The organism is Allofrancisella inopinata, assembly GCF_012222965.1.
Taxonomy (GTDB): domain Bacteria; phylum Pseudomonadota; class Gammaproteobacteria; order Francisellales; family Francisellaceae; genus Francisella; species Francisella inopinata.
Window position 1 is genome coordinate 76,134 of record NZ_CP038241.1, and the last position, 25,803, is coordinate 101,936.

Genomic DNA, 25,803 nt, shown 5'->3' on the forward strand with positions numbered 1-25,803 from the left:
AAAGACGTACACTCATGTACGCTTAATGGGACTGTTGCAAACTAAAATTATATGTTTCTAACTGTGTTAAAAATATTCTCAAAATGCTCATTTACTACGTGTAAACTGCGCTTTTTCGAATATTCTTGCCTTGTTACCACCCATCTAATTCCAGCTTGCAACAGCCCCTTAATTGTCATCGTAACATATTTAAATACAATTTAGAAAAGAAATTTTTATGAAAAATACAGTTAAGAGCATTTAGTGTTACAACTAGAACAACCTGTTAAATTTGCGACAAACTTTATTTTGGTAGAAAGGTATTTCATTAGGAATATTACTATTAAAGTGTAAAGCGTAGCTAGTCCAAGGTATATTATAGAGCTAATAGGATGCGTTGTTATATTTATAAGTTGATAAACGATTATTGCTGCAACGTAAGCGATTGAAGCGCTCCAAAATACAGATAAAATGGCCCACCCACGTGTGGATTCTCTAACCATAGCACCAACTACAGATATACAAGGGATATATAATAGTACAAATAGTAAATAGGCAAAGGCAGCCGACAAAGAACCAAACTTAGCGACCATATTTCCCATAGCACCTTTATCCATACTTGCATCAGCTTTACTTGCCTCAATTGGGTTTAGCAAAGTAGCTAGATTTATACCTTTGATATTATCTATGGTTGCATCCCATGACTCTTTTAAACTTTCCATAAAGCTAAATTCTTCTGGGATCCCTGAGCTGTTATCTTGTGTGTAAATGGTGTTTAATGTTCCTACTACAACTTCTTTAGCTAAGGTTCCGGTTATCAAACCAACTGTAGCTGGCCAATTATCGTCGTTAACACCCATTGGGTTTAAAAGAGGTGTGATTTTTTTGCTAACATATTCTAACGCTGTAGTTTTATTATTTATAGTAATACTATTTAAACTTCCAACAATAATTGCTACAGGGACAATCACTTTACCAGCGCGAATTAGAAAAGATTTTAGTCTACTCCAGCTATATAGCATTACAGTTTTAAAAGAAGGAGTATGGTAATTAGGTATATCTAGAATAAATGGAGCTGTATCTCCTTTTAAAAATGTAAACTTGATAATATATCCTGTAATGATAGCCCCGATTATACCGGCTAAGTACAATAAAAATATAATAGTAGCGCCATTATTAGGAAAAAATGCTGTAGCAAATACAGAAAATATTGCTAATCTTGCGCCACAAGACATAAATGGAGACATCATAATAGTCATTAAACGATCTTTGCGAGTCTCAAGAGTTCTAGCAGCCATAATAGAAGCAACATTACAACCAAAACCTACTATTAATGGAACAAAAGCTTTACCAGATAAACCAATAGACTGCATAAATCTATCCATTACAAAAGCTGCTCGAGACATGTATCCAGAATCTTCTAATATAGATAAGAATATAAATAAGAAACCTATCTGAGGGATAAAGCCAAGCACAGTATTTATACCAGTTCCTAAACCATTGGCTAAAATTCCTGTCAAAGGTAACGGTAAACCAACCATATTTGCATAATATGCTAATCCATCAACGAAAACAGCATGTGATAGATCATCAAACATTGGTTGGATCGCACCACCTAGTGTGATTGAAAATAAAAACATCAAATACATCATAAAAAGGAATATCGGCACACCAAGATACTTATTCATACAGATAGCATCTAGGATTTTAGTGACGTTAAATCGAGAGATTTTTTTAGTTTCTACTGCTTTTTCAATAATATCAGCTACAGCTTTATATCTAGCTTTAGCTAAATCATTATCTATAAGTAAGTTATCTTCTACAAAATCTTCTAGAAGTTTGACTTGTTCATCATTAATTTCTTGAGAAAGTTGAATTGACCTGTTGTCAAATAACTCAGTTGCTAACCATAAATTTCCAAGTTTATTTTCTCTTAATGAGCTGATTTTTTGCTCAAGTTCAAAGACTGGTTGAGGGTAATACTTCTTTAAATCAAAGTGTGGTTGTGGTTGTTCTTTAGCAAGTAATTCTTTTAAATCTTTTATACCAATATTTTTTGAACCCACTATAGGTAAAACTTTACAACCTAAGGTCTTTTCTAATTTATCATAGTGGATTACAAGCCCTTTTTTACTAGCGACGTCTACCATATTAACAGCTAGTATAATAGGTAACCCTAGTTCCATAAGTTGAGTAGTTAAATAAAGGCTTCTATTTAAGTTAGAAGCATCAACTACATTTATGATAGCATTAGGTTTTTCATTGACTATAAAGGAATATGCTATTTGTTCATCGATAGAGCTTTCATCTGATACCGCTAGTGAGTAAATTCCTGGTATATCGACAATTTCAACTTTTCTATTAGCTACTTCATAAAAACCAGTTTTTTTATCAACAGTTACACCAGACCAATTTCCAACTTTTTGATTAAGACCCGTAAGAGCATTAAAAATAGTTGTTTTTCCGCAATTAGGGTTACCGACTAAAGCGTATTTCATAGGTTTATTCTCGGGTAAATTACAGGGATATGCGCAGATTATATCAAAACTATACTAAATTAGTATAGCTTATTAATTAAATAATTCCTCTTTATAAAACTTAAGTTCAGCTATCGACTCTTGGATATCATCTAGAGCCTTATGAGTATTTTTTTTCACAAAACATTTAGGTTTACCCCAATACTCATTTAGTAGTTTTATACTAGTCACATCTAGTACACGATAGTGACAGTAGTCATCAATTTTTGGCATGTATTTAGCTAAAAATCTTCGGTCTTGCCAAATAGAGTTACCACATAAAGGTGAGCTTTGGTAAGGAACATACATTTTTATGAATTCTAAAATTTTTTCTTCTGCTTGTTCTAAACTTACTTTACTTTCTTTAACACGTTGAGTAAGCCCTGTGTCAGCATGGGTTTTAATACACCATTCATTCATATTTTCTAAAATGCTATCAGGTTGGTATATAGCTATTGGTTCTGCTTCAGCAATGATATCTAGGTTTTTATTTGTAATAATAACTGCGATTTCTATAATTTGGCATTGCTCAACATCAAGCCCTGTCATTTCTAGATCTAACCAAATTAGGTTATCTGTTGATTGCATATTTATTTACTCTTTAACTCTAGATACATAAGTTGAAGTTCTAGTATCAACTTTGATAATTTCACCAGTTTGGACGAATAACGGTACTCTAACTACCGCACCAGTAGATAAAGTTGCTGGTTTACCACCAGTACCAGCTGTATCACCCTTTAGGCCCGGATCAGTTTCTACTATCTCAAGATTAACAAAATTAGGGGCAACAACAGATATTGGTTGACCATTAAAAAGCACAATTTGATATTCATCTTGATCTTTTAGCCATTTTTTTGTATCTCCTAAACTTTCCTCAGAGACCATATATTGTTCGAACGTTTCAGGGTGCATAAACACGTAGCTATCACCGTCAAAGTATGAGTATATGGCAGTTAGTTCCTCAACGTCAGCCGCCTCCACAGATTCGCCTGATTTAAAAGTTTTTTCGATTACTCTATCGTTAAGTAAATTTTTTAACTTAACTCGGTTAAAGGCTTGACCCTTACCAGGTTTCACAAATTCATTTTCAATAATTACCATCGGGTTACCATCTATAAGAACCTTTAATCCACCTTTAAACTCATTTGTGCTATAACTTGCCATTACTTTAATCCTCAAAAATCTTATTAATTTATTAATTCCAACATTCAATTGGAGTTTTGTTTACAATGCCACCATTAACTTCAAGTTCTATAGTAGTGCAGGGAGTATCCCCCATTTGACTACCAGATGCTTTAGCTATAATAACATAACTTACATTAGAACATTCTTGCTCCCCGGAGCAATATGATAAAGAATAATAACCATTTTGAGTATTTGTATGCCAAAAACTGTTTATCTCACTACCTGAAGGAAAAGTTCCATTACGAATTTCAAAGTTATCAGCAGCATTGGCTGCTGATAGAAGCTCTGATGTTGCCTCGCTACGATGGCTTTTTAAAACATAATTATTATAAGCAGGTATACCAACAGCTGCTAAAATAGCTATTATAGCAATCACTACCATTAATTCCACCAGTGAAAAACCTTGTTTTTTTAACATCTCTCTCCTTTTAATAAATCTGTGGTTCGCCATTTGGTCTGGTTCTATATCGTCTATGTTGCCATAAGTATTGCTCTGGATGCTTTCTTATAGCTTCCTCTAAGAATTTATTCGTCATTTCGGCATCTTTGTAAGCATCACCAGTAAATTTAAAAGGTTCACCAGTATATATTTTATATTTTTTTAGACATTTTTCACGAACATAGTATGCAGGTATTACAACTGCCCCAGTTTTTTCTGCTAACCATGGTGTAACAGTGAGAGTTGAACAAGGTTTACCAAAAAAGGGTGCAAATACTGAGTTTTCCACACCAGAACTTTCTAAACCAAAGTCTTGGTCTGGAGCATACCACATAGTGTAGCCTTTTTTTAAACTTCTGATAACAGCTATAAAATTTTTGCTATCAAGACATTTATAAAGGTTTTTCTCACGATATGTTTTTATCAAGTCTTCTATTATGTCGTTACCATTTTTTTGATACATAACAGTAAAAGGAGGAAACTGTTCTCCCATATATCTACCAATTATTTCTATACAATGAAAATGAAAACCAAGAACTATAAGCTTTTGATTTGGATCATCATGATACTTTTGGAACCTTTCTAGAGCTCCTTCTTCCCATTCAAACTTTATTTTCTTGAATCTTTTTTTAGACAAAAACCAAGCAGCTGTAGTCTCAGCCCCAGATAGTACCATAGAATAGTAACTCTTATTAACAAGCTTATTTAATTTCTTTAGAGATTTTTCCGGGAAAGCTATTTTGAGGTTTTCTTGCGCAATAATATTTCTGCTGCGTAGGAAAGGTTTAATGATAAAACCTAGAGCTAAAACTATAAATTTATGGCTCCATAAAGGGAGTTTCGAACCAATATTCATTATACCTAGTATAGTAAATATTCTCCAGTTTTTAGGCTTTATAAGGTTTTTATACATTTATCTCTTATACTTAAAAGTTTTTATTGTAGATTTTAACATAGAGCTTAAAAAAATAATAAGTCTTAATAAATTTTTTCTTCCCCGTTTGGTCTGGTTTTATAACGCCTATGTTGCCACAAGTATTGTTCTGGATGCTTTCTTATAGCTTCTTCTAAAAACTTGTTCGTCATTGTGGCGTCTTTGTAAGCATTTCCTGTGAAATTAAGAGGCTCGCCCGCAACTATCGTATATCCTGATAAGTCATTTTTTCTTATGTAGTATGCAGGAATTACAATAGCTCCAGTTTTCTCAGCTAGCCAAGGAGTAATTGTAAGAGTAGCGCATAGTTTACCAAAAAACGGTGCAAACACTATATGTTCCCTAAAATCTTGGTCTGGAGCGTACCATAGTGAAACTTTTCTTTTTAAACTTTTAATCACAGAGACAATATTTTTTCTTTGGAAACATTCTTGAACATATTTTTTCCTTGCTGATGTAATAACATATTCCATTAAGGGGTTTTTATGTATTTGATACATCACTGTAAAAGGCTCGTAAGTTTGGCCAATATATCTGCCGATTATCTCTAAACAATGGAAATGAAAACCAAGGACAATCACAACCTTATTCTTATCAAAATGTATTTTTTCAAATAAAGAGGCATCAATAATTTCAAACTTTATTTTTTTAAACTTTTTATCAGACATAAACCAAGCTATTAAGCTTTCAAATCCAGCCATGCAAGCTGATTTATAACTATCATTAGCAAGCTTTTTTATCTCTTTATCTGATTTTTCTGGAAATGCTATTTTAAGGTTTATAATAGCTATTTGTTGTCTTTTTTTAGCTAGTGGTTTTGCCAAAAAACCTACGCCAACAGCTAAGTGCATTAAAGCTTTGTAAGGTAAGATATTTACAATAACTTTAGAAAACCCTATTATAATCCACAGCCCCCAGTATTTAGGGGTAAGTAAAGATTTATTCATTTTTTTATCTTTTATGCGTTGCTTGATAACGTCTTGTGATAACCCATTGTTGCAAAATACTAATTAAATTGTTTGTTAACCAGTATAGTACCAATCCAGATGGGAATGCTGCAAATAAAAAAGTAAATATCACTGGTAAAAACATCATTATTTTAGCTTGCATAGGGTCTGCTGGAGCAGGAGATAGTTTTTGTTGCAAGAACATTGACAGACCCATTAAAATTGGTAATACAAAATAAGGGTCTTTTGTAGACAGGTCATGTATCCATAATATAAAAGGAGCTTGCCTTAATTCTACGGACTCTAATAACACCCAGTATAAAGCAATAAAGATAGGAACCTGTATAAGCATAGGTAAGCAACCACTTAAAGGGTTTACTTTTTCCTCTTTGTATAGTTCCATCATTTTTTTGCCTAGCTTTTGACGGTCGTCTTTGTACATTTCTTGAAGACGCTTAACTCTAGGTTGAAGCATCCTCATTTTTGCCATAGAACGATAGCTTTTTGCAGAAAGCGGATAAAATATGGCCTTAATAAGTATGGTAACTAAGATAATTGCTAATCCCCAATTGCCCACAAAAGAATGGATATGAAACATTACCCAAAATATTATTTCTGAGAAAAAGGATAGCATTCCATAATCAAGAGTTTTCTCTAAGTTGGGAGCTAAATTTACTAAGTTATCCTTTATGATAGGACCAGTATAGAGGATAGATGATATATTCCGCGTTTGGTTTGGCTGCATTGTTACAGTAGTATATTCGCCAGCTTCGAAAACATTTTGATTAATGTTTTTGTAGTATATTATCGAATTTTGAGATTGTGGAATCCACACGCTTACAAAGTAATGTTGTAATAGTCCAACCCAGCCTTGTCCAACGTTATTTACTAAAGTTGGTTTACCATTAGATTTTGCAATATCTTTAAAAGTTTCTTTTTTAAACTTATCTTGAGAAGTTGAGTAAGCTACCCCTGTAAAAGTATAGCTATGAGCATTTAGTAAACTAAAGCTATCCCCAGAAGGGTCAAAATCTCTAACTAAGGAGTTATCTGCTATTACATTAACAGTTTTAGAAGATGTATTTGTGATACTTTGGTCGATAGAAATATTGTATTTGTCATCATCAAAAGTATAGGTTCTAGTTATCTCTAAACCATCAATTTTAGCAAAAAGGGTAAGAATCTGTTTATCACCTTCCTTCTTAACTCCCTTACTTTCGAAGTTTATTGATAATGGATTTTTATCAACTACAATTGTACTTTTAGCTATATACTCAGAACCTTTCTGTTCAGTAAGTAAGCTCATTGGAGTTTTATCCTCTAAGCTTATAGAGTAGTCTTTAAGTGAAGCTGAGATTATTGCACCATTAAGTAGGCTAACCTTTAGGTCTTTAAAGACTTTTGTGTTTATAGTAACGCTCTTAGCATCATCGTATTCTGAAAAATTAGTTTTTGTAGATAAGGCATTTTTTATGCTAGCTTGAGAAGTATTGCTATTTATTGACTCTGCAGTCGTTTCAGCATAGTGATTAGTTTTTGTTTCAACTGCACTTATTTGTGAGCTATCATCTTTTGGTGGGAAAGTTTGCTCCCATTTACCCATCAGTGAAACAAACATTATTGCTATCGTAACTAATAACAGTATTCTTATATGATTAGATTTCATTTTGATTTTAAACCTTCTATTTTGCTAGGAACTGGATCGAAGTACTCTCTTTTAGATAGTGGATGACATCTAGCAAGTCTACAAATACTTAAATACAATCCTTTTAGTATACCATGAGTTTCTAAAGCTTCTAGAGCATATTGTGAGCAGGTAGGATAGTATCGACATCTAGCAGGAATCAATGGGCTAATAAAATAGCGATACAACTTTATAAAAGTTATAAAGGGAGCTTTAGCTATTTTTCTAAAAATTGATGAAATTTTTCTATAGACCGCCACAAATCTTCCTTAGTAGCTTCTGATGCTTGTTTTTTGCCTAACACAATCAAGCTTTTGTTATCAAGAAGTCCCTTGTGTTGACGAAAGTACTCTTTAATAAGCCGCCTACAGAGGTTTCTTTTAGTGGCTTTTTTGATATTTTTTTTAGCCAGTATCACACATAAGCCAGGCTCATTAGAATTACGTTCACTTATTAAAAACGTAAAGTGTAAAGAGTGTAACTTTGTTTGTACTCTATCAAAAGCTTGCTTGATCTCATTTTTATTAAGTATATTTTGCTTTGATAAACAAAACTTATGCTGCAAGCTTAGCTCTACCTTTAGCTCTTCTGTTATTAATAGCTTTTCTACCACTTAGAGTTTTCATACGAGCACGAAAGCCATGAGTTCTTTTTCTTTTTAGGTTTGAAGGTTGGAACGTTCTTTTCATTTTAATATCCTCTTTATAATTTTAAAATTTATTCTTGACATATCATAGAAATAGTTTCGACATTGTATAGAAAAAGACATGTTTAGTCAATTACTAAGTTTATGTAGTTGGTAAGGTAGGTAGCAAATCTAGAGAGCTTAGAATTTGTAAAGTTATTATCAAAATAGCAATTGCGATAATTATACTAGTTATTATCGAGGTATAAAACATAGTTTTACGTTTTTTATAGTTAATGACCCATAACATTGCTACAGGTAGAGCTACTTGGAGTATAGCTACAAAAATACTAGCGTAACCTAAAGCTGCTTTGAAACCTTCAGGGTAGGCAATAGCATATATATAAGCTGGTAGAAAAGTAATAATAAAAGCCAATATCTTATGGTTATGTGAATTTGCAGAAAGTTTATAAGTACTACGACTAAAGTCAAAAAGTCCAAGGGCAACGCCAAGAAAAGAAGTGGCTAAAGCAAAAAAACCGAATAAAAAAGAGATTGATGCTATATAGCCTGAATGATTACTAAAATGACTTATTATTATAGAGGTTATTTCCCCTGCTTGTTTTCCTAATATACCATCTGCTGTTTCAACAGGTATAGAGCCAAGAGTAGCAAATATCCATAGTAGATAGACTACTAAAGGTACTGTGCTTCCTAGTATAATAGCTTGGCGTAAAGCTTTTTTATCAGATTTTACATATGTCCTAAGTGTTGGGATTATGTGATGAAAACCAAAAGAAGTTAGTAAAATAGGAAAACAAGCCCATATAAAGTTAGGGTTTTTTATCGAGTATCCTAATTGTTCCGTAGAAATGTGCGGTAATAAAACTATCACTAGTAGGAAAAAAGCTAAAAGTTTGCCGGTAAGCATTATTTTGTTTACATGATCTACTATTCTAGTGCTTTTATAAATAAATAGTCCAAGAACTAAAATAAATATTATGCTGGTAGTTTTCTCTTGCAAGATGATACCAATACTTGATAGTGAAGCAGTTATTAATAGGCCTCCACCCACAGTGTAGGCAGCAACTAATGAATATAATAAAAGTATATAGCAAACCCATACTATACACACTCCTACAGGTCCAAGAGTTTGCTGTGTCATTTCTATAAAATTTGCACCTTCTTTCATCTTTAAGTTAACTTCTGCTAAAACTATAGCGGTAAAAGTCATTAAAGCCCAGATAGAGATTATTAGTATAGAACCTATAAAAAAGCCACAACTTGCAACAGTTGTTGGAATTGCTAACATACCAGCGCCAATACAAGTGCCAGAGATGATCATGGCGGCACCAAATTTTCTAGATAAAATCATATTTAAATCTTTAATTAGTCATTAGGGATTATAAGGTTATTTAGTGCATCGCTTTAGCTTATAAAATTCACAGTAAGCCTATGTTTTGCTTGTAATATCTTACACTCGCTAACTATATTTGTTAAAAAAGCTTATAATATAGTCATTATAACGTATCTAAAAACTTTATTTCCATAAAAATGACGGTAGACGATAAAATTCAACAAGCTCTAATAGAGTTAAACCTTAGTGCTAATGATAAACAAATTAATCTTTGGATTGAATATCTTAAGCTGCTTGAAAAGTGGAATAAAGTATACAATATGACCGCTATAAAAAATTTTGATGACATGCTCGAAAAACACTTATTTGATAGCTTATCCGTAGCTAAATATATAAAAGGCTCGACAACTGTAGATGTCGGTACAGGAGGTGGTTTGCCAGGAGCGGTTTTGGCAATTTTATACCCAGAGCATAAATTCACTTTAGTAGACAGCGTTGGTAAAAAAATCATGTTTTTAAGGAATGCAAAAAAAGCTTTAGGATTAGCAAATATAGAACCAATAAATACCAGAATTGAAGATTTAACAGGTATATTTGATAATATTATTTCTAGAGCTTTTAGTGATGTTAAGAGTTTTTATGAACTATGTAAGCATTTCTTAACTAATGATAACCAAATGTTAGCTATGAAAGGAGCTGATTGTGAAGAGCAAAGTCTGCTTAAACTTCCACTTAAAGTGTCAAAACATGAAATAAAAGTACCTTTTCTAGATGCGAAAAGAAATTTAATTGTTATGAGAAAATAAATTATGCTCGACAAAGAATTTATCAAAAAGTCTTATGAAAAAATTCTATCTCAACTTAATGGCAAAGCTAAGCTTTTAGCAGTAAGTAAATATCAATCTATTGAAAAAATAAAGTTTTTAAACTCTCTTGGACAAGCTGATTTTGGTGAGAACTACATTCAAGAGCTAGAACAAAAAGCTTTGGAGCTACCAAATTTGATTTGGCATTTTATAGGATCGCTACAATCAAAGAAGATAAAAAAGATAGTAAAATATGCAAACATTATCCAAAGTGCTGAGAAAATAGAGCATCTTGAGAAGATAAGTTTAAATGCAGTTGAACAAAATAAGCAAATAAAAATATTTTTACAAATAAATATCGATAATGACCCAAACAAAGCTGGCTTTAGCTCAAGTCAAAGTGACAAGGTTTTAGATTGTATAAATTATTCTAAAAACCTAAAAAATATTAAGGTAGTAGGTTTAATGTGTATGTCAGCTAAATATACGGATCCCAAACAAAGCTTTGCTAAAATGCAACTGCTTTTTGATAAGATAAACTCACACTTACCCACTGAGGTTAAATTATCTGAACTATCAATGGGAATGAGCGCTGACTACGATATAGCATTAGCATATGGCAGTACAGAGGTTAGAATTGGAAGCTCTTTATTTGGAGATAGAGCCAAGGGTTGAATCAAATTCTTTAAAGTTAGCTAGTGCAATAGTAACGAACTCTTTTATTTTAGGCTGAACAAACTTTTCTTTTTGGTAATACATATATATTTTTTCTTCACTGGTAAAAGCTTCTGGTAAAAGTTCTACCAGGTTTCCGTTTTCAATATCTTCTTTAACTATATATTCATGGAACTGTGCGATACCTAAACTTTGTAAAACACATTTTTTGATAAAGTCTATATTGTTTGACGATAAGTTAGATACTGTTTTGTCAAAGTTTACTTTTTGTTTCAGGGCTACTATGGGTGAAGTTCTTTCTTTATGCGGTATATAGTCATAACTGAAAATGTCTTCAATCTTTTGAGGTTTGCCGTTTTCCTTTATGTATTTTGGGCTGGCACATAAAACATATCTTGTAGTAGCAATTTTCCTGGCAACTATATCTTCAGGAGGTTGCCAGTTTACTCCAAATACTATGTCAACTGTTTCATCTTTAAGGCTAGGCAGCCTTTCCTCAATATCTACTTGTATATTAACGCTAGGAAACTTTTTAGTATAAATATTTAATATAGGAAGTAAGTGATTTGCAAAAAATGGATTACAACTTATACGTAGCGTTCCAGAGGGTTTCTTATGAAAAGATTTTATAGTTTCCTTTATGTTTTCTACTTTGTCATGCAATTCTACACAATGCCTGTATAGCAACTTCCCCTCATGAGTTAAAGATATTGCTCTTGTGGTTCTATTGATTAAGGTTACTTTTAGTTGGTTTTCTAAAGTTTTTATTGAGTGGCTAACGGCCGCTTTTGAGACTCCTAAAACCTTTGCAGTATTAGTGAAACTGCCATATTGTATAAGCTTATAAAATAATTCAAGGTGTGGTAGAGAGAAATCCTTATTTTTTACCATTGTAAAGTTTTCCTTAACTAGAGTTAACTTTTTTTATATTGTAAAATATTTTTTTTGGTTTACCATAACAAACCATATGAAAACAATAAAAAAGTGAAAACTAATGAAACAGTATAAAATTATAGTTTTGCTGAGTTATATAAGTATAGCTAGTGCTTCTGCAGTTATCATAAATCCAGCTTTGCCTCATATTTCTAAAGAGCTTGGATTAGCTACTGGACAAGTTGAATGGTTAGTTAGTATATTTCTAGTTGGGTATGTTATAGGACAAATTATTTATGGACCAATAGCAAATAGATATGGCGAAGTCAAAGCTCTAAGGTTCGGCTTAGTTTTGAATTTGCTAGGGATATTACTTTGCTTGGCAGGAGGTTATGTCTTTTCAATGAAAGTATTACTAATTGGCCGATTTATAACAGCTCTTGGTTCATCAGCTGGTTTAGTATGTACTTTTATCATATTAAACAACTCAGTTGAGCCAGCAAAAGCAAGATTAGCGCTATCATACGCAACCATATCCTTTGCTCTGGCTTTGAGTTTAGCTATATTGATAGGTGGTTTGGTCGATAGTTACCTACATTGGAGAGATTGCTTTTTTGTCTTACTGGTACATGGTTTGATTATGTTTGGGTTAAGCTTTATGTATACAGATAGTGAAATACAGAGAAAAGCATTGAATATAAACAATATTCTTAGAGGATATATAAATGCCTTATGTAATTTCAAACTAATAGCATTTTCGTTGGTTATTGGAGTGATGTCTGTATTTAGCTATTGTTACTCAGCCGCAGGTCCTTTTATTACGCATGATTTATTTGGATTTAGTAGTGCTGAATATGGGGTTTGGAATTCATTAACCATGGTTGGTATTATAGGTGGATCTATAGCTGTGGCAAGGGTTATTAATAAATACAATGATTTGGCTATATTGGGTGTGGCTTTGGTTGCTATGGCTGGTTTTCTAGGATTTTTAAGTTTTATGTATTTAGAAAATTTACTAACACCAGTTATATTTTTTGTGATAGCAACACTTATGTATTTTACCTGTAGTTTTATTTATCCTACAGCATCACATATAGCGTCAAATGCTCTTAAAGATAAAGCAAATGCATCAGGTGCTATGAATTTTGTTAATATGGGCACAGCTGTAATAGCTGTATCTGTAATGGGTTATTTACCTTTTGACTATATCTGGAAATTTGTATTAACATGTGTAGTTTTGCCAATAGTATGTTTATTTTTACTTTCATTGGTAAAACTCAAAGACTAATTACATGTAGTTTTTTATTTTAGATAAATAATTATTGTTTTATATACCCTAGCTATCAAAAACTTTATATAGTAGAATTTTCCCCATAGTTAAGTTGCTTTTGTATCTATTTATGACTTCTTTAGAAAAAATAAATAATTATTTTGAAAATAGTATTCAAGCAAAAATAGAAACAGCTAATATTTTGCCACCAGCAATTGCTCAAGCAGCAAAAGCTATGGTTTCATGTTTGGAAAATGGTGGCAAGATACTTGTTTGTGGTAATGGTGGCTCAGCCTCTATAGCTCAACATTTTTCATCTAAATTATTAAGTCATTTTGAGCTGGAAAGACCACCTTTACCAGTGATTGCTTTGACTGCAGATAGTTCAACTATTACAGCTATTGGAAGCACTTATGGTTTTGACGAAATTTTCTCGAAACAAATTGCTGCCTTAGGTGATGAGGGAGATATTTTGCTGACTATTTCGGTAGGTGGTAGTTCAGCAAATATTTTAAAGGCTATAGAAGAAGCACATGATTTAGATATGCAAGTAATAGCATTAACAGGTTCAAATGGTGGAATACTACAAGGTGTTTATGACTTGCATGATATTGAACTGAGAGTTCCTTCTGAAAATATAGCAAACATTCATGAAAGCCACCTTCTTATAATACATTGCTTATGTGATGTTATTGACCAAAGACTTTTTGCTGGTTTAGAAGATTAGAAGATGTATTATAAAATATATGTAATAGTTATTTTGTTGCTATCTACTATGCTAGGAGGATGTGGCATAATAACACCGTATACAGCGCCAGTACCGCAAGGAAAGGTGATTAAAGATAAAAAGCTTTTTGAAATCAAACCGAATATGACCAAAGCTGAAGTCAAATACATATTAGGCTCTCCAGATATTATAGATACTTTTAACCCAAATCAGTTTATATACGTTAATACGTATAAGGCACATATGCAAGACGAAAACTTTGATGAATCTAGACTTATACTAACTTTTGATAATCAGGACAAACTAGTAGGGATATCTGGGAACTATGCTCCACCAACTAAGGATCCTGTGTTCTAAAGACCGTTGTTTATTTTACTATTAAGAAAGCAAAAGTGGGTAGCTAAAAAAAACTAATAGTCGTCACCTAGTCTTTAGTGAGAGCTTTAGTAAAACCAAAATCCATATTTTAATGTATATGTATGTTACATAGCAAATGAAATTGTTAAAGAATAAGATTTGATTTTATGGTTATTAGTAATTAAGCAGCTGTAGCGAGAGCTTTAATTTTAACACTTAGACGAGATTTGTGTCTAGCAGCCTTATTTTTGTGAATTAAGCCTTTTGTAGCATATTTATCTAGAAGAGGAACAGCTTTTGCAAAGTTTTCTTTTGCAGCTTCAACATCACCTTTTTCTATAGCATAAGCAGTTTTCTTTAAAAAAGTTCTCATTACTGAACGACGAGCAACATTGTGTTTGCGGTTGTTTTCAGCTTGTACAATTCTTTTTTTTGCTTGTTTTGAATTAGCCAACTTTATTTCTCCAATTAATTTTTAATTTTAAACTTCATATAATTTGGTTTCTCCTAAGGGGACGCGAAGAAACATCAATGTATAATCTAATAGCTAAAGTATTTTGCATATATTATTTTTTTTTGTCAATAAAAATTAAAAGATTATTCTCCAGATAAGGTATTTTTTTACAACTTGAGCTTGTTGATATGATTTTTCTAGGCTTTATGACAAATATGGAGTTTTACATATTTAATAATTATTATGCTTAGATCGTATTCTCAAGGTTTACTAAATAGTTGAAAGAGAGTTGAGGGATCGTTATTACAAGCAAGCTAGGAAAACTTTTAAACCCTGTATTAGAAAAATATAAGCATTTAATAATAATGTGTGGGCATGAGTTTCATCCATTAGCTGATCCAAGTCAGCCTCGTCGTTGCTTAAAATGTGAGGAGTTGTTTTAGTAGGGTGTTGTACCGCGCATTCATATAAATCAGACTATGACTTGCAATTAGTGCAGAAATTGCATGGGTTACCAAGATAAAATATCTAGTAATCATAAAGATTAACTTTTAAATAACATAAGTTAGTCTAGTCTTTACTGTGAATATTAGCGATAATATACTCCAATGTAAGAGCAAACAAAGATCTAAATGTCAAAACTAAATCCTTATTTTGGTGAGTTTGGTGGGCAATTTGTACCGCAAATATTAGTACCAGCTCTAAACCAACTAGAACAAGAGTTTATAAAAGCTCAAAATGATGAAACTTTTAAACAGCAGTTCAATGAGCTATTAAAAGAATATGCTGGTCGTCCTACAGCTTTAACCTTGACTAGAAATATAGTTAAACAAACAAAGACAAAATTATATTTAAAAAGAGAAGATTTATTACACGGTGGAGCTCATAAAACTAATCAGGTTTTAGGCCAAGCTTTATTAGCAAAGCGAATGGGTAAAAAGGAAATAATTGCAGAAACAGGTGCAGGTCAGCATGGTGTTGCAACAGCTTTAGCTTGTGCTTTACTTGATTTAAAGTGTCGTGTGTACATGGGAGCAAAAGATGTAGAGCGTCAAAGCCCAAATGTTTTTAGAATGAAACTAATGGGCGCGGAAGTTATACCTGTACATAGTGGTTCGGCTACTTTAAAAGATGCTTGTAATGAAGCTTTAAGAGATTGGTCAGCTAATTATCAAAAAGCACATTATTTATTAGGTACTGCAGCGGGGCCTCACCCTTTTCCAACTATTGTAAGAGAGTTTCAAAAAATGATTGGTCAAGAAACTAAACAGCAAATTTTAGAAAAGGAAAATAAGCTTCCTGACGCTGTGATTGCTTGTGTTGGGGGCGGTTCAAATGCAATAGGTATGTTTACTGATTTTATAGATGAAAAAGAAGTCAAACTCATAGGCGTTGAGCCTGCGGGCAAAGGTATTGATACAGGTGAGCATGGGGCGCCATTAAGGCATGGTAAGCTGGGAATTTTTTTTGGAATGAAAGCACCGCTCATGCAAGATGAAAATGGACAGATACAAGAATCTTATTCTATTTCTGCAGGTTTAGATTTTCCTTCTGTTGGACCACAACATGCATATTTACAGTCTATAGGTAGAGCTGAGTATGTATCTATTACAGATGACGAAGCTTTAGAAGCTTTTAAATTGCTATCTAGGAAAGAAGGTATTATTCCTGCTTTAGAGTCGTCTCATGCTTTGGCTTATGCACTTAAGCTTGCTTTTGAGAACCCGGAAAAAGAGCAAGTACTAGTAGTTAATTTATCTGGTCGTGGAGATAAAGATATTTTTACAGTGCATGATGTATTAAAGCAAAAAGGAGAAATATAGTTATGGATAGATACACACAGTTATTCCAAGCTTTAGAAGCTAAAAAACAAGGTGCTTTTATTCCTTTCGTAACTATAGGAGACCCCAATAAAGAGTTATCTTTAGAAATTATAGATACATTAGTTAACGCTGGGGCAGATGCTTTAGAGTTAGGGATACCATTTTCAGATCCTTTAGCAGATGGTCCAACTATCCAAGAGGCAAATATTAGAGCCTTAGACAGTGGTATGACACCAGCTGTTTGTTTTGATATTTTAGCTAAAATTAGACAAAAGTATTCTGATATACCTATGGGATTGCTTTTATATGCTAATCTGGTTTATGCAAATGGTATAGAGAATTTTTACAAAAAATGTCTAGATTCAGGAGTTGATTCTATACTAGTTGCCGATGTACCAGCTCATGAATCTAAAGAGTTTTTAGATACCGCTAAAAAAGTTGGTATTTCCCAAATATTTATAGCACCGCCAGACGCTGATAATGATTTACTGCAGCAAATATCTGAAATAGGTAGTAGCTATACTTATTTATTGTCTAGAGTGGGTGTGACAGGCACGGAAACAGCAGCCAATATGCCTGTAGAAAAAGTCCTTGCTAAGTTAAAGCAATTTAATGCCCCTAAGCCAATATTAGGTTTTGGTATTTCTAAGCCAGAACAAGTTTCTCAAGCTATACAAGCTGGTGCAGCTGGTGCAATATCTGGCTCGGCTACTGTTAAAATAATTCAAGAAAATTTGGGTAATAAAGAAAAAATGCTTAGAGAATTGAGTATTTTTATTAAACAAATGAAAAAAGCTACAAAAAAATCTATTAACTTATTGCGTAGTTGATTAAATTAATTAAACATATATATTTAAACAACCACATTTTTAAAATAACACTTAAATTAATTAAAATATAAAGTTTTAAGTTTGTTTTTAAAAAAAAATTAAGTAAAATATAGCAAATTAGCAGAAAAAAGCACCTTTAAGATGAAATGCCCTTACTGTAAGATAAAATTACCAAAATATATTAAACATGATTTTAAATCTTGTAAGCAAAAACTAATTCAGAAAAGTTATTATGATGGATACTCGATTAGTGAAGATGATATCGGTTGCAAAGTTATAGGTGAAGAAACCTTAAGTTTACGAAAAGATGGTATTTTAAATCTTTCACAAAATGTCCAGTCTATTCAGTATAAGATTCTGTACTTAGGTCTTAGCCAATGTTTATTCTTCTTTGAAGAAAGAGACCCTTTATTTTTAACACACTTTAAAAGTGGGGATATTGTTTGTGGCCATTTTGATGTTAAAGATAATATTTTAAGACATCCAGTTCTAATTTTATCTGAAGGTGAGCAAGTTAATGATAATGTAATAAAAATCGTTAACAACATCCTTAACAACCGTACGCTTTCCAATTGTGTTATTTGCAAGCAGAAAAAGATTTTAGGATTTTATAAATTATTTTTTTCAGTTCATAAGCCAGCAGAAGACCCGTTAAAGCAAGAGGATCCACGAGGTAAAATCAAACTGTGGTAAGGTGTAGAGGTGTAGGTCAAATTACCAACTACGTTTTCTTTTTCTGGAGTTTTCTTCCTAAGTTTTTCTCTTCTTCTAAATTAAGCATACCTTCATCTTCACCAACCATTAGGTTTTTTATATCGACATCTGTTTCTTTTTTCTCAATGAGCTCTGCTCCTGTAGCTTCAAAATGTTCCTTTTTAAAGCTATTCCAGTCTTTATCCGCTTGAAATAGATGCTTGCAGGCTTGTTCTAAAAAGTAATTTTTATCTTTTATATTTGCCCATTTTAAATACTCTAAAATTTCAGTAGCCACACATTCGTCAATTTCGAAGTTTAGAGCTACTTTATTTTCTTTTTCGACACTCTTTTCTTTACCCTTTATGATAGACATATGACCTCCAATCAGATGTTATATTATGGTTACATTTTACCAGGGCAAAATAATATATACAATAAAACGCGCTAAACAAGGTATAGTTACTAAAAGTTTTTTAATAGTCTTGTGATCCTCAAATTTCTATTTTTAACGTATAGAAATAGTCTTTATAGGCTACCTAAGCATTTTATAAGAGTTTTTTATGTAAGTTTTTTTGTTTATGTAAAAAACATAAAAGAGTTGACCAAAGTGATCCGGATATATAGTATTTCTTTTATACTATATGTAATTATTTAGCTTTAGGAACTCATATTTAACTACATGTAGAGAGCGTTTATAAATTTTCCATATACGCTTTATATATTGAAAAATGGTCGTATGACCTTATATGAATAAGATGCATAAACAAGAAATTATATTGTAAGGAGGATTATGGATATAAATAAGTTCACCATAAAGCTTCAGGAAGCTATAGCGGAAGCTCAATCTTATGCTACTCAACAAAAAGCTACTGAATTTGCGTCAGTACATTTGTTAAAAGCATTCTTAGAGCAAAATGATAGTGTAATAGCAGCTATTTTGGGTGTGTGTGAGTTGGATATACAAGCTTTTAAAAAAGCTGTAAATGAAATGGTAGACGCGGTAGCTATATTAAAAGGTGATGGTAATCCACAAGTAAAACCATCCAGAGATTTAATTACTACATTGCACAAGATGCAAACACTGGCAAATGAAAATAAAGATGAGTTTATCTCGAGTGAATTATTTTTGTTAGCTTCTCTAGAAGATAGAGGCTTAACAAGTTTATACAATAAATTTGGGATAACAAAAAATAAAATTACTAAGGCGATAAGTGAATATCGTGGAGGAGAAAAAGTGAGTAGTCAAAACCAAGAAGACATGAAAAGCGCATTAGACAAATATACTGTGGATTTAACGGAACTTGCAAAAAAAGGCAAGATAGACCCTATCATTGGTAGGGATAGTGAAATTCGTAGGGCTATACAAGTATTACAACGCCGTACAAAAAATAATCCAGTACTTATAGGTGAGCCTGGGGTTGGTAAAACAGCTATTGTAGAAGGTTTAGCTCAGCGTATAGTAAATAATGAAGTCCCTGAAGGAGTTAAGGGTAAAAAAGTTTTATCTTTAGATATGGGTGCTTTACTAGCTGGAGCAAAATTTAGGGGAGATTTTGAAGAGCGTCTAAAAGCTGTTTTAAAAGATTTATCCAAACAAGAAGGTAATATAATTTTATTTATAGATGAATTACACACTATGGTTGGTGCTGGTAAAGCCGAAGGCTCTATGGATGCTGGTAATATGCTTAAACCTGCTTTAGCTCGTGGTGAATTAAAGTGTGTGGGTGCGACAACTTTAGATGAGTATCGTGAGTATGTTGAGAAAGATCCAGCTCTAGAAAGAAGATTCCAAAAAGTTTTAGTAGAGGAACCTACAGTTGAAGATACTATAGCTATACTTCGTGGTTTGAAAGAAAGATATGAATTGCATCATCGTGTTAACATTACAGATTCGGCTATAGTTGCTGCAGCTACTTTATCCCATAGATATATAACAGATAGACAACTACCTGATAAAGCTATAGATTTAGTAGATGAGGCAGGGAGCCAAATCCGTATGGAGATTGATTCTAAGCCAGAAAAGATGGAGCAGCTTTATAGAAGAATTCTTCAATTAAAGATGCAACGTGAGCAGCTTAAAAAAGAAAAAGATGAAGCTACTAAGAAAAGATTAGAAATCCTTAAAGAAGAAATAAAAGGTTTGGAATTTGAATATAAAGGGTTAGAAGAAATCTGGAAATCTGAAAAGCTTAAAATGCAAGGAGCTAGTCAGCTTAAAGAAAAACTTGAAAAAGCTAAATTTGAGCTAGAAAAATGTCAAAGAGCTGGTGATTTGAGTAAAATGGCAGAGCTTCAATATGGCAAAATACCTGAGTTAGAAGCTCAGATTAAGCAAATAGAGCAAACAGAAGCAGGATCTACAGAAAATAAACTTGTTAGGACTTCTGTAACAGAAAATGAAATAGCAGATGTAATTTCTAAAGCTACTGGTATACCTGTTTCTAAGATGATGGAAGGAGAAAAAGAGAAACTTCTAAATATGGAAGAGTTTCTACATAAAAGAGTTATAGGTCAAGACCAAGCAATAAAAGCTGTCTCGAATGCTGTTAGAAGATCTAGATCTGGCTTATCTGATCCAAATAAACCTATAGGTTCATTTATGTTTTTAGGCCCAACTGGGGTAGGTAAAACAGAATTAACGAAAGCTTTAGCTGAATTCTTGTTTGATGATGAGGATGCAATGCTTAGAGTAGATATGTCTGAATTTATGGAAAAACATACTGTTGCAAGATTAATAGGTGCGCCTCCTGGATATGTTGGATATGAGCAAGGTGGTTACTTAACAGAACACGTTAGAAGAAGACCTTATTCTGTAATATTACTTGATGAAGTAGAAAAAGCTCATGCAGATGTTTTTAATATATTGCTGCAAGTTCTAGATGACGGTCGCTTAACAGACGGTCAAGGTAGAACAGTAGATTTTAAAAACACCGTAATAGTTATGACTTCTAACCTTGGTTCACATAGAATCCAAGAGATGCAAGGACAAGACTATGAAACTGTAAAATCAGCTGTTATGGAGATGGTTTTAACTCACTTTAGACCAGAGTTTGTAAATAGAGTTGATGACGCTATCGTCTTTGAGCCTTTAGATAAAGAGATGATAGCAGAAATAGCTAAACTTCAAATTAAGCGATTGGAAAAACGTTTGGTAGATCTAGAGATTGGTCTAGAAGTTACACCTGAGGCTATGGATAAGCTTGCAGAAGCTGGATTTGACCCTGTATTTGGAGCAAGACCACTTAAAAGAGCTATCCAAAATAACTTAGAAAACCCACTAGCTCTTAAATTGCTAAATAGTGAGTTTAAAGCAGGTGAGAAGATAATAGTTGGTGTAGAGGCGGATAGTCTTATTTTTAGCAAATAAAACTAATCAAAAAAAATAATTATTGTTCTTTATAGTATAAAAAAGCCTTTCCATTTATAAAAGGCATAACTTAAATCTCTTAGATTGTATTTACAAATATACTGTATTATTAATTCTTTATATATTTCTAATTTTTTGATACTATATGTTTCTTTATAAATTAATTTATTGTATGGTATTTTTTAATGTTGAATATATTAATTTCCTAAAAGTAAATAAAGTTGCTATCCCTGAGTGGTATAGGAATCTATTAATCAGTAAAAATATACAAATCTTTATCACTAATTCTAAAAATATTACTAGCAATCGTAAACTGGAGTACAAAACTTTTTCAGCTCATGGAAATAAAATAGATGTTACTAAAGAATTTTATGGTAGTTTATTAGAAAGCTATGAAAAGAAACATAACTTTGAAGATATAGGTAAAGAAGTATGCATTTATGCTATTTTAAATCAAGATCCGACTATAGTTATTGGTTTTGCGCAAATTTCTTGTGGAATAAGCTCTGTAGAATTAAAAGATTTGGCTACTATAAACTCTGTTAAAAATATAAAAGGACTGCATCTATTAAGAAATAAATTTTATCTAATTGGAAGTTGTATGCTTACTGCGATATCATTATATTCTTCATATTTAGATAAGGATATATACTTTATAGACGCTAATTTGGGTTATTACAATCAATTTATTCCTTATGGGCTTATAAAAGTTAATAATTTAAAATTTATTATACCAAAGGATAAAATTATTCCTTCACAAGACTATTATAGTAAGAAAGTAGGTAAGCTAGTTAATAGTAATCCTAGGTTACATATTATTGAACATTACATGGATACTAAATATTACATAAACCTTGTGAAAAAATATAACGAGAATTATATTACCAGTCCACAGTCTTTTAATAAATTTGGTTTTCAAAGCCAACCATCACTTAATAAATACTTAGAAAAACAAAAATACCAAATATTAAAAAATTACTTTAAAAGTTGGCGTGTAAAGGTAGAAGACTTTAAAAAAGTTCAATATTACTTAACAACTTCAGTTGAATGTAGCAATAAAAACTGTAACCAATACATTCCTTTGCATCAAAATAAAAAAGTTGTTTTTTGCAGTAAATGTCATACTCGTACTTATGTGAAGTCATAGTTACGATGAGAGAATTCATTTGGTAGTTTAGGGTATATTAGGTTAAAATCTACTCAGTTATTATAATATGGTTTTAGGAGGTATCCTCTTAGGCTTATGATTCATAGAGTGGTTTAGGGAGTGTACTTTTACGTGTTTTTATTCAGAGAAATATTGCCTATATATTGCTTAATAAATGAGGTGTAACGAAATGAGCGATATATTTATAAGTTTTAATGGCGACTTAAAACCTACTATAAGTGTTAATACTTCTACACACACTTTTCCTTTTATTAATAAGGGAATGAATGTAAAGGATAATGTATTTGTAAGTGAATTTAAAATACAAAATCATTCTTCGGCTTCATTCACGGGTCCATTTATTAAATTTAATCCTATAGGTGGGATGGAGGAAAAAAATAAAGAGTTACTAATTAATCAACTCAGAAAAATAGAAATCAATGAAAAATCAAGGATTTATCTCGAGGCTCATGGGTCTTTGGAAGACGATTTTTTAACACAAAGAATATTGGCTATAAATAGTCAACAAACTGCTTATTACGCACATAACAGAATTTCAGCTAAAGATATTACAGAAGTTTTATTCAAATCAACACAGGTTAGATCAGGGTTAGGTATATATGTGGTTGCCTGTCATTCAGTTAGATTTGCCAGTGAATTAATAAAGGAGTTAGATAATGCTGGTTTTAGAAAAATATACACAGTTGGATTTTGTTCAAAAACAATAATAGACAGTAATAATATTTCCACTATACAAAATAATGACCTTACCTTTAATATTGAATACAGTGAATGTGATGGTTCTTACAACAAATTTGATAATAAAATTGCTTATTTTAATGAGCATTTTGAAGGATTAATAGAATCAGTACCTTATGAAATATATAAAAAACACTATCTAAAAAATCAACACTTCCTTCCGCGTGAAGGAGATGTTTTGCTTAAATTATTACTAGAATTCAAGCTCAATATAATTGATGTCTTATCAAAAGTAGACAAAATTGATATAAACCATGTGAAAATGATATCAAAACTTACTGTTAGCGGAGATGATGAATTTTTTAACTCACTTATTTCTATTTTTAATCAACTTATTTTAAATAAATTTTATCAAGGTTTGATATTGAATTGTTTTAAGGATTTAACGACTGTATTAAACCCCCAACAAAAAGGTAATTTTCTTTTATTAAAAAATATCGCATATAGCACAAATGATAAATATATTGTTTCATACTTAGAGCAGATGATATTTACTCAAGTAGATTAATTAGAAAATATATACACTAAAATATTCCTTTTTCGGAAAACTTAAGTTATTTAGGTTATTAAAAAAGAAAAAAGGGTTTACAATACCATTAAATTGTGAGAAATTTAAATAAAATAATTGGAACAATAGAGCGAGGAAAAAACATGGATAATATTGCTTTTAAAATACAACTAGGAGTTATTCTTCCAAAAATGGAAGAGAAAATATCTAATTCAACACTAGAAATTTTTGATGAGCTTGTAGGCTTTGTTAAATCCGGTGAGGTTGATGGAGGGGAAATCAATATAGAGGAAATTAGAGAGATTCTGATTAAAGATTTCGAAATATTTCTAGATAAAAAAATAATCCCAAAATCTGAGAAGTTAAAAAGCAATAATAATTCAGCTAGCGATGAGGTTCAAGAGATAGACGCGGTTGAAGAGCAAGGATAAGATGTAGAAGTCTAGACTTGATGTGACAGTTACCGCTTTAGAATCTGGGGATTTACTGTCAGTTCAGATTTATTTCTCACTTTAGTTCGAGCCTCATTAAACTGTGTAAATAGTTTTACAATTACGCCTACAGCCTATCGTCGAAATGGATAATGAAGTAAGGCATAGACCATTTTTTAGTCAAATTACCTATAGCCAATATGGCAGTTTGAATACGGAGTCATTCTTAGGAAATAATTTTTTATTTTTTATTGCTCTGCAATATCATATCCACTTTTTTTTGAAGTTTGGCATCTAATTTAGGTGGGTCAAAAGAATTACATAGAATTTCGGTGCCATCCTCTTTTATCCCGCAATTATAATTTGGATCAAATGCCCGTGTACGAGTAACAGCATCTTTCGCAGCTTTAATCGCTAATTGTTTAGCTTTTATGCCTTTCCAACCTTGAACGCTAATGTCTTCTGTATTTTTTTGCATGTCCACTAACACGCCCAAGTTCCCACAGCGATATGAAGACAAGAGTTTATTTATTTTCTCAATCTTATCTTTCCTGCGGTCATCGTGCCACCATCGGCGAATAAATCGTTTATTTTTCTCTTCTAATTTATTTAAATACTGTTGGGTTTCTTCACTTATTTCTGAAGCTGGTTTAAATGATTCAATAGTGTGTAGCTGTGATTCTATAATGTCGCTATTCAACCACCCTTTACTTAGTTTTTCCATTGTCTTTTCACGATTTCCTGGTGTAGCAAAACCCAATGTTGGAAAAAAAGTGATCTCTCCTGCTGCTATACGATGCGAGTACCTAACCCAGCAACCAAGGTTTATGCTTAATATTTCTTGAGTCTTACATATAAAATCATGCAATTTATCAACATCTTTTATCATTGCACTAAAATCAGTGCCCCAATATATTTGGTTTTGGTGATGTGCCTTTATAAACTCCCGGGCCTTATTAATTATTTCATCATCATATTTATCATAAAGCCGAGAATGAGCGAAGAAAATATCGAAGGTTCCATATAGAGACTTCCCATAAATAGCGATACATTGGCAACCAGTCAAATCATAAGTAGATATAGTAGTTATGCCAGAAGAATCAATGTCAGGTATAAGAACAGCGCAACCTGATGTTTTCTCAGAGCCTGGTTCTACAATTAAGTGGGTTTTATATGTTTTATGCATTTTAATATAGTGCTTATCACCATACCTTATTATTTTATTAAAAATGTTGTCCATATTACGTTTTTCTGATTGCTGTTTTTGCATAATGTTGTTGTATTGGAAAGGCATTTCCCGGGTAGATAGGTGAGTTGATCCACACCTAAAGCATTGATCTTTTCTAGAGTTACCAAACTGAGAAAGTGAATGCCACATAAATCCACAACTTTGACATTTTTGAACGCTCATATT

General features: G+C 32.1%; 27 protein-coding genes. 12 read left to right on the top strand and 15 right to left on the bottom strand.

Annotated elements, in window-relative coordinates; all coding sequences use genetic code 11:
* Positions 1-230: 230 nt before the first annotated feature.
* The 11 genes from feoB to E4K63_RS00385 form a co-directional block, all read right to left on the bottom strand.
* Positions 231-2,477 carry a Fe(2+) transporter permease subunit FeoB gene (feoB, locus tag E4K63_RS00335; RefSeq protein ID WP_133942137.1) on the bottom strand — a complete coding sequence of 749 codons (2,247 nt, stop codon included), beginning with the start codon at positions 2,475-2,477 and terminating at the stop codon, positions 231-233.
* Positions 2,478-2,549: 72 nt separating this feature from the next.
* Positions 2,550-3,083, bottom strand: a complete 534-nt coding sequence (gene orn, locus E4K63_RS00340) for an oligoribonuclease (RefSeq protein WP_133942136.1) — start codon at positions 3,081-3,083, stop codon at positions 2,550-2,552.
* A 6-nt stretch (positions 3,084-3,089) separates the two neighbouring features.
* Positions 3,090-3,659 carry an elongation factor P gene (gene efp, locus E4K63_RS00345; RefSeq protein WP_133942135.1) on the bottom strand — a complete coding sequence of 190 codons (570 nt, stop codon included), beginning with the start codon at positions 3,657-3,659 and terminating at the stop codon, positions 3,090-3,092.
* A 31-nt stretch (positions 3,660-3,690) separates the two neighbouring features.
* The gene (locus E4K63_RS00350) at positions 3,691-4,098 is read right to left on the bottom strand and encodes a type IV pilin protein (protein ID WP_133942134.1); all 408 of its coding nucleotides are present in this window, start codon (positions 4,096-4,098) and stop codon (positions 3,691-3,693) included.
* Positions 4,099-4,108: 10 nt separating this feature from the next.
* Entirely contained in the window at positions 4,109-5,032 is a 924-nt protein-coding gene (locus E4K63_RS00355; RefSeq protein WP_133942133.1) for a lysophospholipid acyltransferase family protein, read from the bottom strand.
* Positions 5,033-5,097: 65 nt separating this feature from the next.
* Positions 5,098-6,000 carry an LpxL/LpxP family acyltransferase gene (locus E4K63_RS00360; protein ID WP_133942132.1) on the bottom strand — a complete coding sequence of 301 codons (903 nt, stop codon included), beginning with the start codon at positions 5,998-6,000 and terminating at the stop codon, positions 5,098-5,100.
* Between the two features lie 4 nt (positions 6,001-6,004).
* Positions 6,005-7,666 (bottom strand): membrane protein insertase YidC, encoded by a 1,662-nt coding sequence (yidC, locus tag E4K63_RS00365; protein WP_133942131.1) that lies wholly within the window; start codon positions 7,664-7,666, stop codon positions 6,005-6,007.
* Positions 7,663-7,944 carry a membrane protein insertion efficiency factor YidD gene (gene yidD / locus E4K63_RS00370; protein ID WP_035720648.1) on the bottom strand — a complete coding sequence of 94 codons (282 nt, stop codon included), beginning with the start codon at positions 7,942-7,944 and terminating at the stop codon, positions 7,663-7,665. The genes yidC and yidD overlap by 4 nt, the downstream gene beginning before the upstream one ends.
* Positions 7,902-8,249 carry a ribonuclease P protein component gene (rnpA, locus tag E4K63_RS00375; protein ID WP_133942130.1) on the bottom strand — a complete coding sequence of 116 codons (348 nt, stop codon included), beginning with the start codon at positions 8,247-8,249 and terminating at the stop codon, positions 7,902-7,904. Before rnpA ends, yidD begins: the two co-directional genes overlap by 43 nt.
* The gene (gene rpmH / locus E4K63_RS00380; RefSeq protein WP_035720651.1) at positions 8,239-8,373 is read right to left on the bottom strand and encodes a 50S ribosomal protein L34; all 135 of its coding nucleotides are present in this window, start codon (positions 8,371-8,373) and stop codon (positions 8,239-8,241) included. Before rpmH ends, rnpA begins: the two co-directional genes overlap by 11 nt.
* A gap of 99 nt (positions 8,374-8,472) precedes the next feature.
* A complete protein-coding gene (locus E4K63_RS00385) occupies positions 8,473-9,684 on the bottom strand; it encodes an amino acid permease (RefSeq protein WP_133942129.1) in 1,212 nt (403 codons plus the stop codon).
* Between the two features lie 179 nt (positions 9,685-9,863).
* Between E4K63_RS00385 and rsmG the strand changes: the two genes are divergently transcribed.
* Entirely contained in the window at positions 9,864-10,472 is a 609-nt protein-coding gene (rsmG, locus tag E4K63_RS00390) for a 16S rRNA (guanine(527)-N(7))-methyltransferase RsmG (RefSeq protein WP_133942128.1), read from the top strand.
* A 3-nt stretch (positions 10,473-10,475) separates the two neighbouring features.
* Positions 10,476-11,147 carry a YggS family pyridoxal phosphate-dependent enzyme gene (locus E4K63_RS00395; RefSeq protein ID WP_133942127.1) on the top strand — a complete coding sequence of 224 codons (672 nt, stop codon included), beginning with the start codon at positions 10,476-10,478 and terminating at the stop codon, positions 11,145-11,147.
* On the opposite strand, the gene E4K63_RS00400 is transcribed toward E4K63_RS00395, so the two are convergent.
* The gene (locus tag E4K63_RS00400; protein WP_133942126.1) at positions 11,121-12,038 is read right to left on the bottom strand and encodes a LysR family transcriptional regulator; all 918 of its coding nucleotides are present in this window, start codon (positions 12,036-12,038) and stop codon (positions 11,121-11,123) included. The genes E4K63_RS00395 and E4K63_RS00400 overlap by 27 nt on opposite strands.
* A gap of 103 nt (positions 12,039-12,141) precedes the next feature.
* Between E4K63_RS00400 and E4K63_RS00405 the strand changes: the two genes are divergently transcribed.
* The 3 genes from E4K63_RS00405 to E4K63_RS00415 all read left to right on the top strand — a co-directional run bounded on the left by E4K63_RS00405 (position 12,142) and on the right by E4K63_RS00415 (position 14,374).
* A complete protein-coding gene (locus E4K63_RS00405; RefSeq protein ID WP_133942125.1) occupies positions 12,142-13,308 on the top strand; it encodes an MFS transporter in 1,167 nt (388 codons plus the stop codon).
* A gap of 112 nt (positions 13,309-13,420) precedes the next feature.
* On the top strand, positions 13,421-14,017 hold the full coding sequence (locus E4K63_RS00410; protein WP_133942124.1) for a D-sedoheptulose-7-phosphate isomerase: 597 nt from the start codon (positions 13,421-13,423) through the stop codon (positions 14,015-14,017).
* A 3-nt stretch (positions 14,018-14,020) separates the two neighbouring features.
* Positions 14,021-14,374 carry an outer membrane protein assembly factor BamE gene (locus E4K63_RS00415; protein WP_133942123.1) on the top strand — a complete coding sequence of 118 codons (354 nt, stop codon included), beginning with the start codon at positions 14,021-14,023 and terminating at the stop codon, positions 14,372-14,374.
* A gap of 181 nt (positions 14,375-14,555) precedes the next feature.
* Here E4K63_RS00415 and rpsT read toward each other — a convergent pair whose 3' ends face one another.
* Positions 14,556-14,828 (bottom strand): 30S ribosomal protein S20, encoded by a 273-nt coding sequence (gene rpsT, locus E4K63_RS00420; RefSeq protein WP_133942122.1) that lies wholly within the window; start codon positions 14,826-14,828, stop codon positions 14,556-14,558.
* 632 nt (positions 14,829-15,460) lie between these two features.
* Here rpsT and trpB point away from each other — a divergent pair.
* From trpB to E4K63_RS00435, 3 genes are all read left to right on the top strand, one after another.
* Entirely contained in the window at positions 15,461-16,651 is a 1,191-nt protein-coding gene (gene trpB, locus E4K63_RS00425) for a tryptophan synthase subunit beta (protein ID WP_133942121.1), read from the top strand.
* 2 nt (positions 16,652-16,653) lie between these two features.
* Positions 16,654-17,481, top strand: coding sequence for a tryptophan synthase subunit alpha (gene trpA, locus E4K63_RS00430; RefSeq protein WP_133942120.1), 828 nt, complete (start codon positions 16,654-16,656; stop codon positions 17,479-17,481).
* A 141-nt stretch (positions 17,482-17,622) separates the two neighbouring features.
* A complete protein-coding gene (locus E4K63_RS00435) occupies positions 17,623-18,174 on the top strand; it encodes a hypothetical protein (protein WP_133942119.1) in 552 nt (183 codons plus the stop codon).
* Between the two features lie 28 nt (positions 18,175-18,202).
* Here the strand turns inward: E4K63_RS00435 and E4K63_RS00440 are convergent, their stop codons facing one another.
* Complete coding sequence (locus tag E4K63_RS00440) at positions 18,203-18,550, bottom strand: hypothetical protein (protein WP_133942118.1); 348 nt, start codon at positions 18,548-18,550, stop codon at positions 18,203-18,205.
* Positions 18,551-18,967: 417 nt separating this feature from the next.
* On the opposite strand from E4K63_RS00440, the gene clpB reads away from it, so the two are divergent.
* The 4 genes from clpB (at position 18,968) to E4K63_RS00460 (ending at position 24,389) form a co-directional block, all read left to right on the top strand.
* The gene (gene clpB / locus E4K63_RS00445; protein WP_133942117.1) at positions 18,968-21,544 is read left to right on the top strand and encodes an ATP-dependent chaperone ClpB; all 2,577 of its coding nucleotides are present in this window, start codon (positions 18,968-18,970) and stop codon (positions 21,542-21,544) included.
* Between the two features lie 172 nt (positions 21,545-21,716).
* The gene (locus tag E4K63_RS00450) at positions 21,717-22,691 is read left to right on the top strand and encodes a hypothetical protein (protein ID WP_133942116.1); all 975 of its coding nucleotides are present in this window, start codon (positions 21,717-21,719) and stop codon (positions 22,689-22,691) included.
* 190 nt (positions 22,692-22,881) lie between these two features.
* Entirely contained in the window at positions 22,882-23,958 is a 1,077-nt protein-coding gene (locus tag E4K63_RS00455) for a hypothetical protein (RefSeq protein ID WP_133942115.1), read from the top strand.
* A 143-nt stretch (positions 23,959-24,101) separates the two neighbouring features.
* Positions 24,102-24,389: a hypothetical protein gene (locus tag E4K63_RS00460; RefSeq protein WP_133942114.1), complete on the top strand. Its 288-nt coding sequence runs from the start codon at positions 24,102-24,104 to the stop codon at positions 24,387-24,389.
* A 241-nt stretch (positions 24,390-24,630) separates the two neighbouring features.
* Here the strand turns inward: E4K63_RS00460 and E4K63_RS00465 are convergent, their stop codons facing one another.
* A complete protein-coding gene (locus tag E4K63_RS00465) occupies positions 24,631-25,800 on the bottom strand; it encodes a hypothetical protein (protein ID WP_133942113.1) in 1,170 nt (389 codons plus the stop codon).
* Positions 25,801-25,803 lie beyond the last annotated feature (3 nt).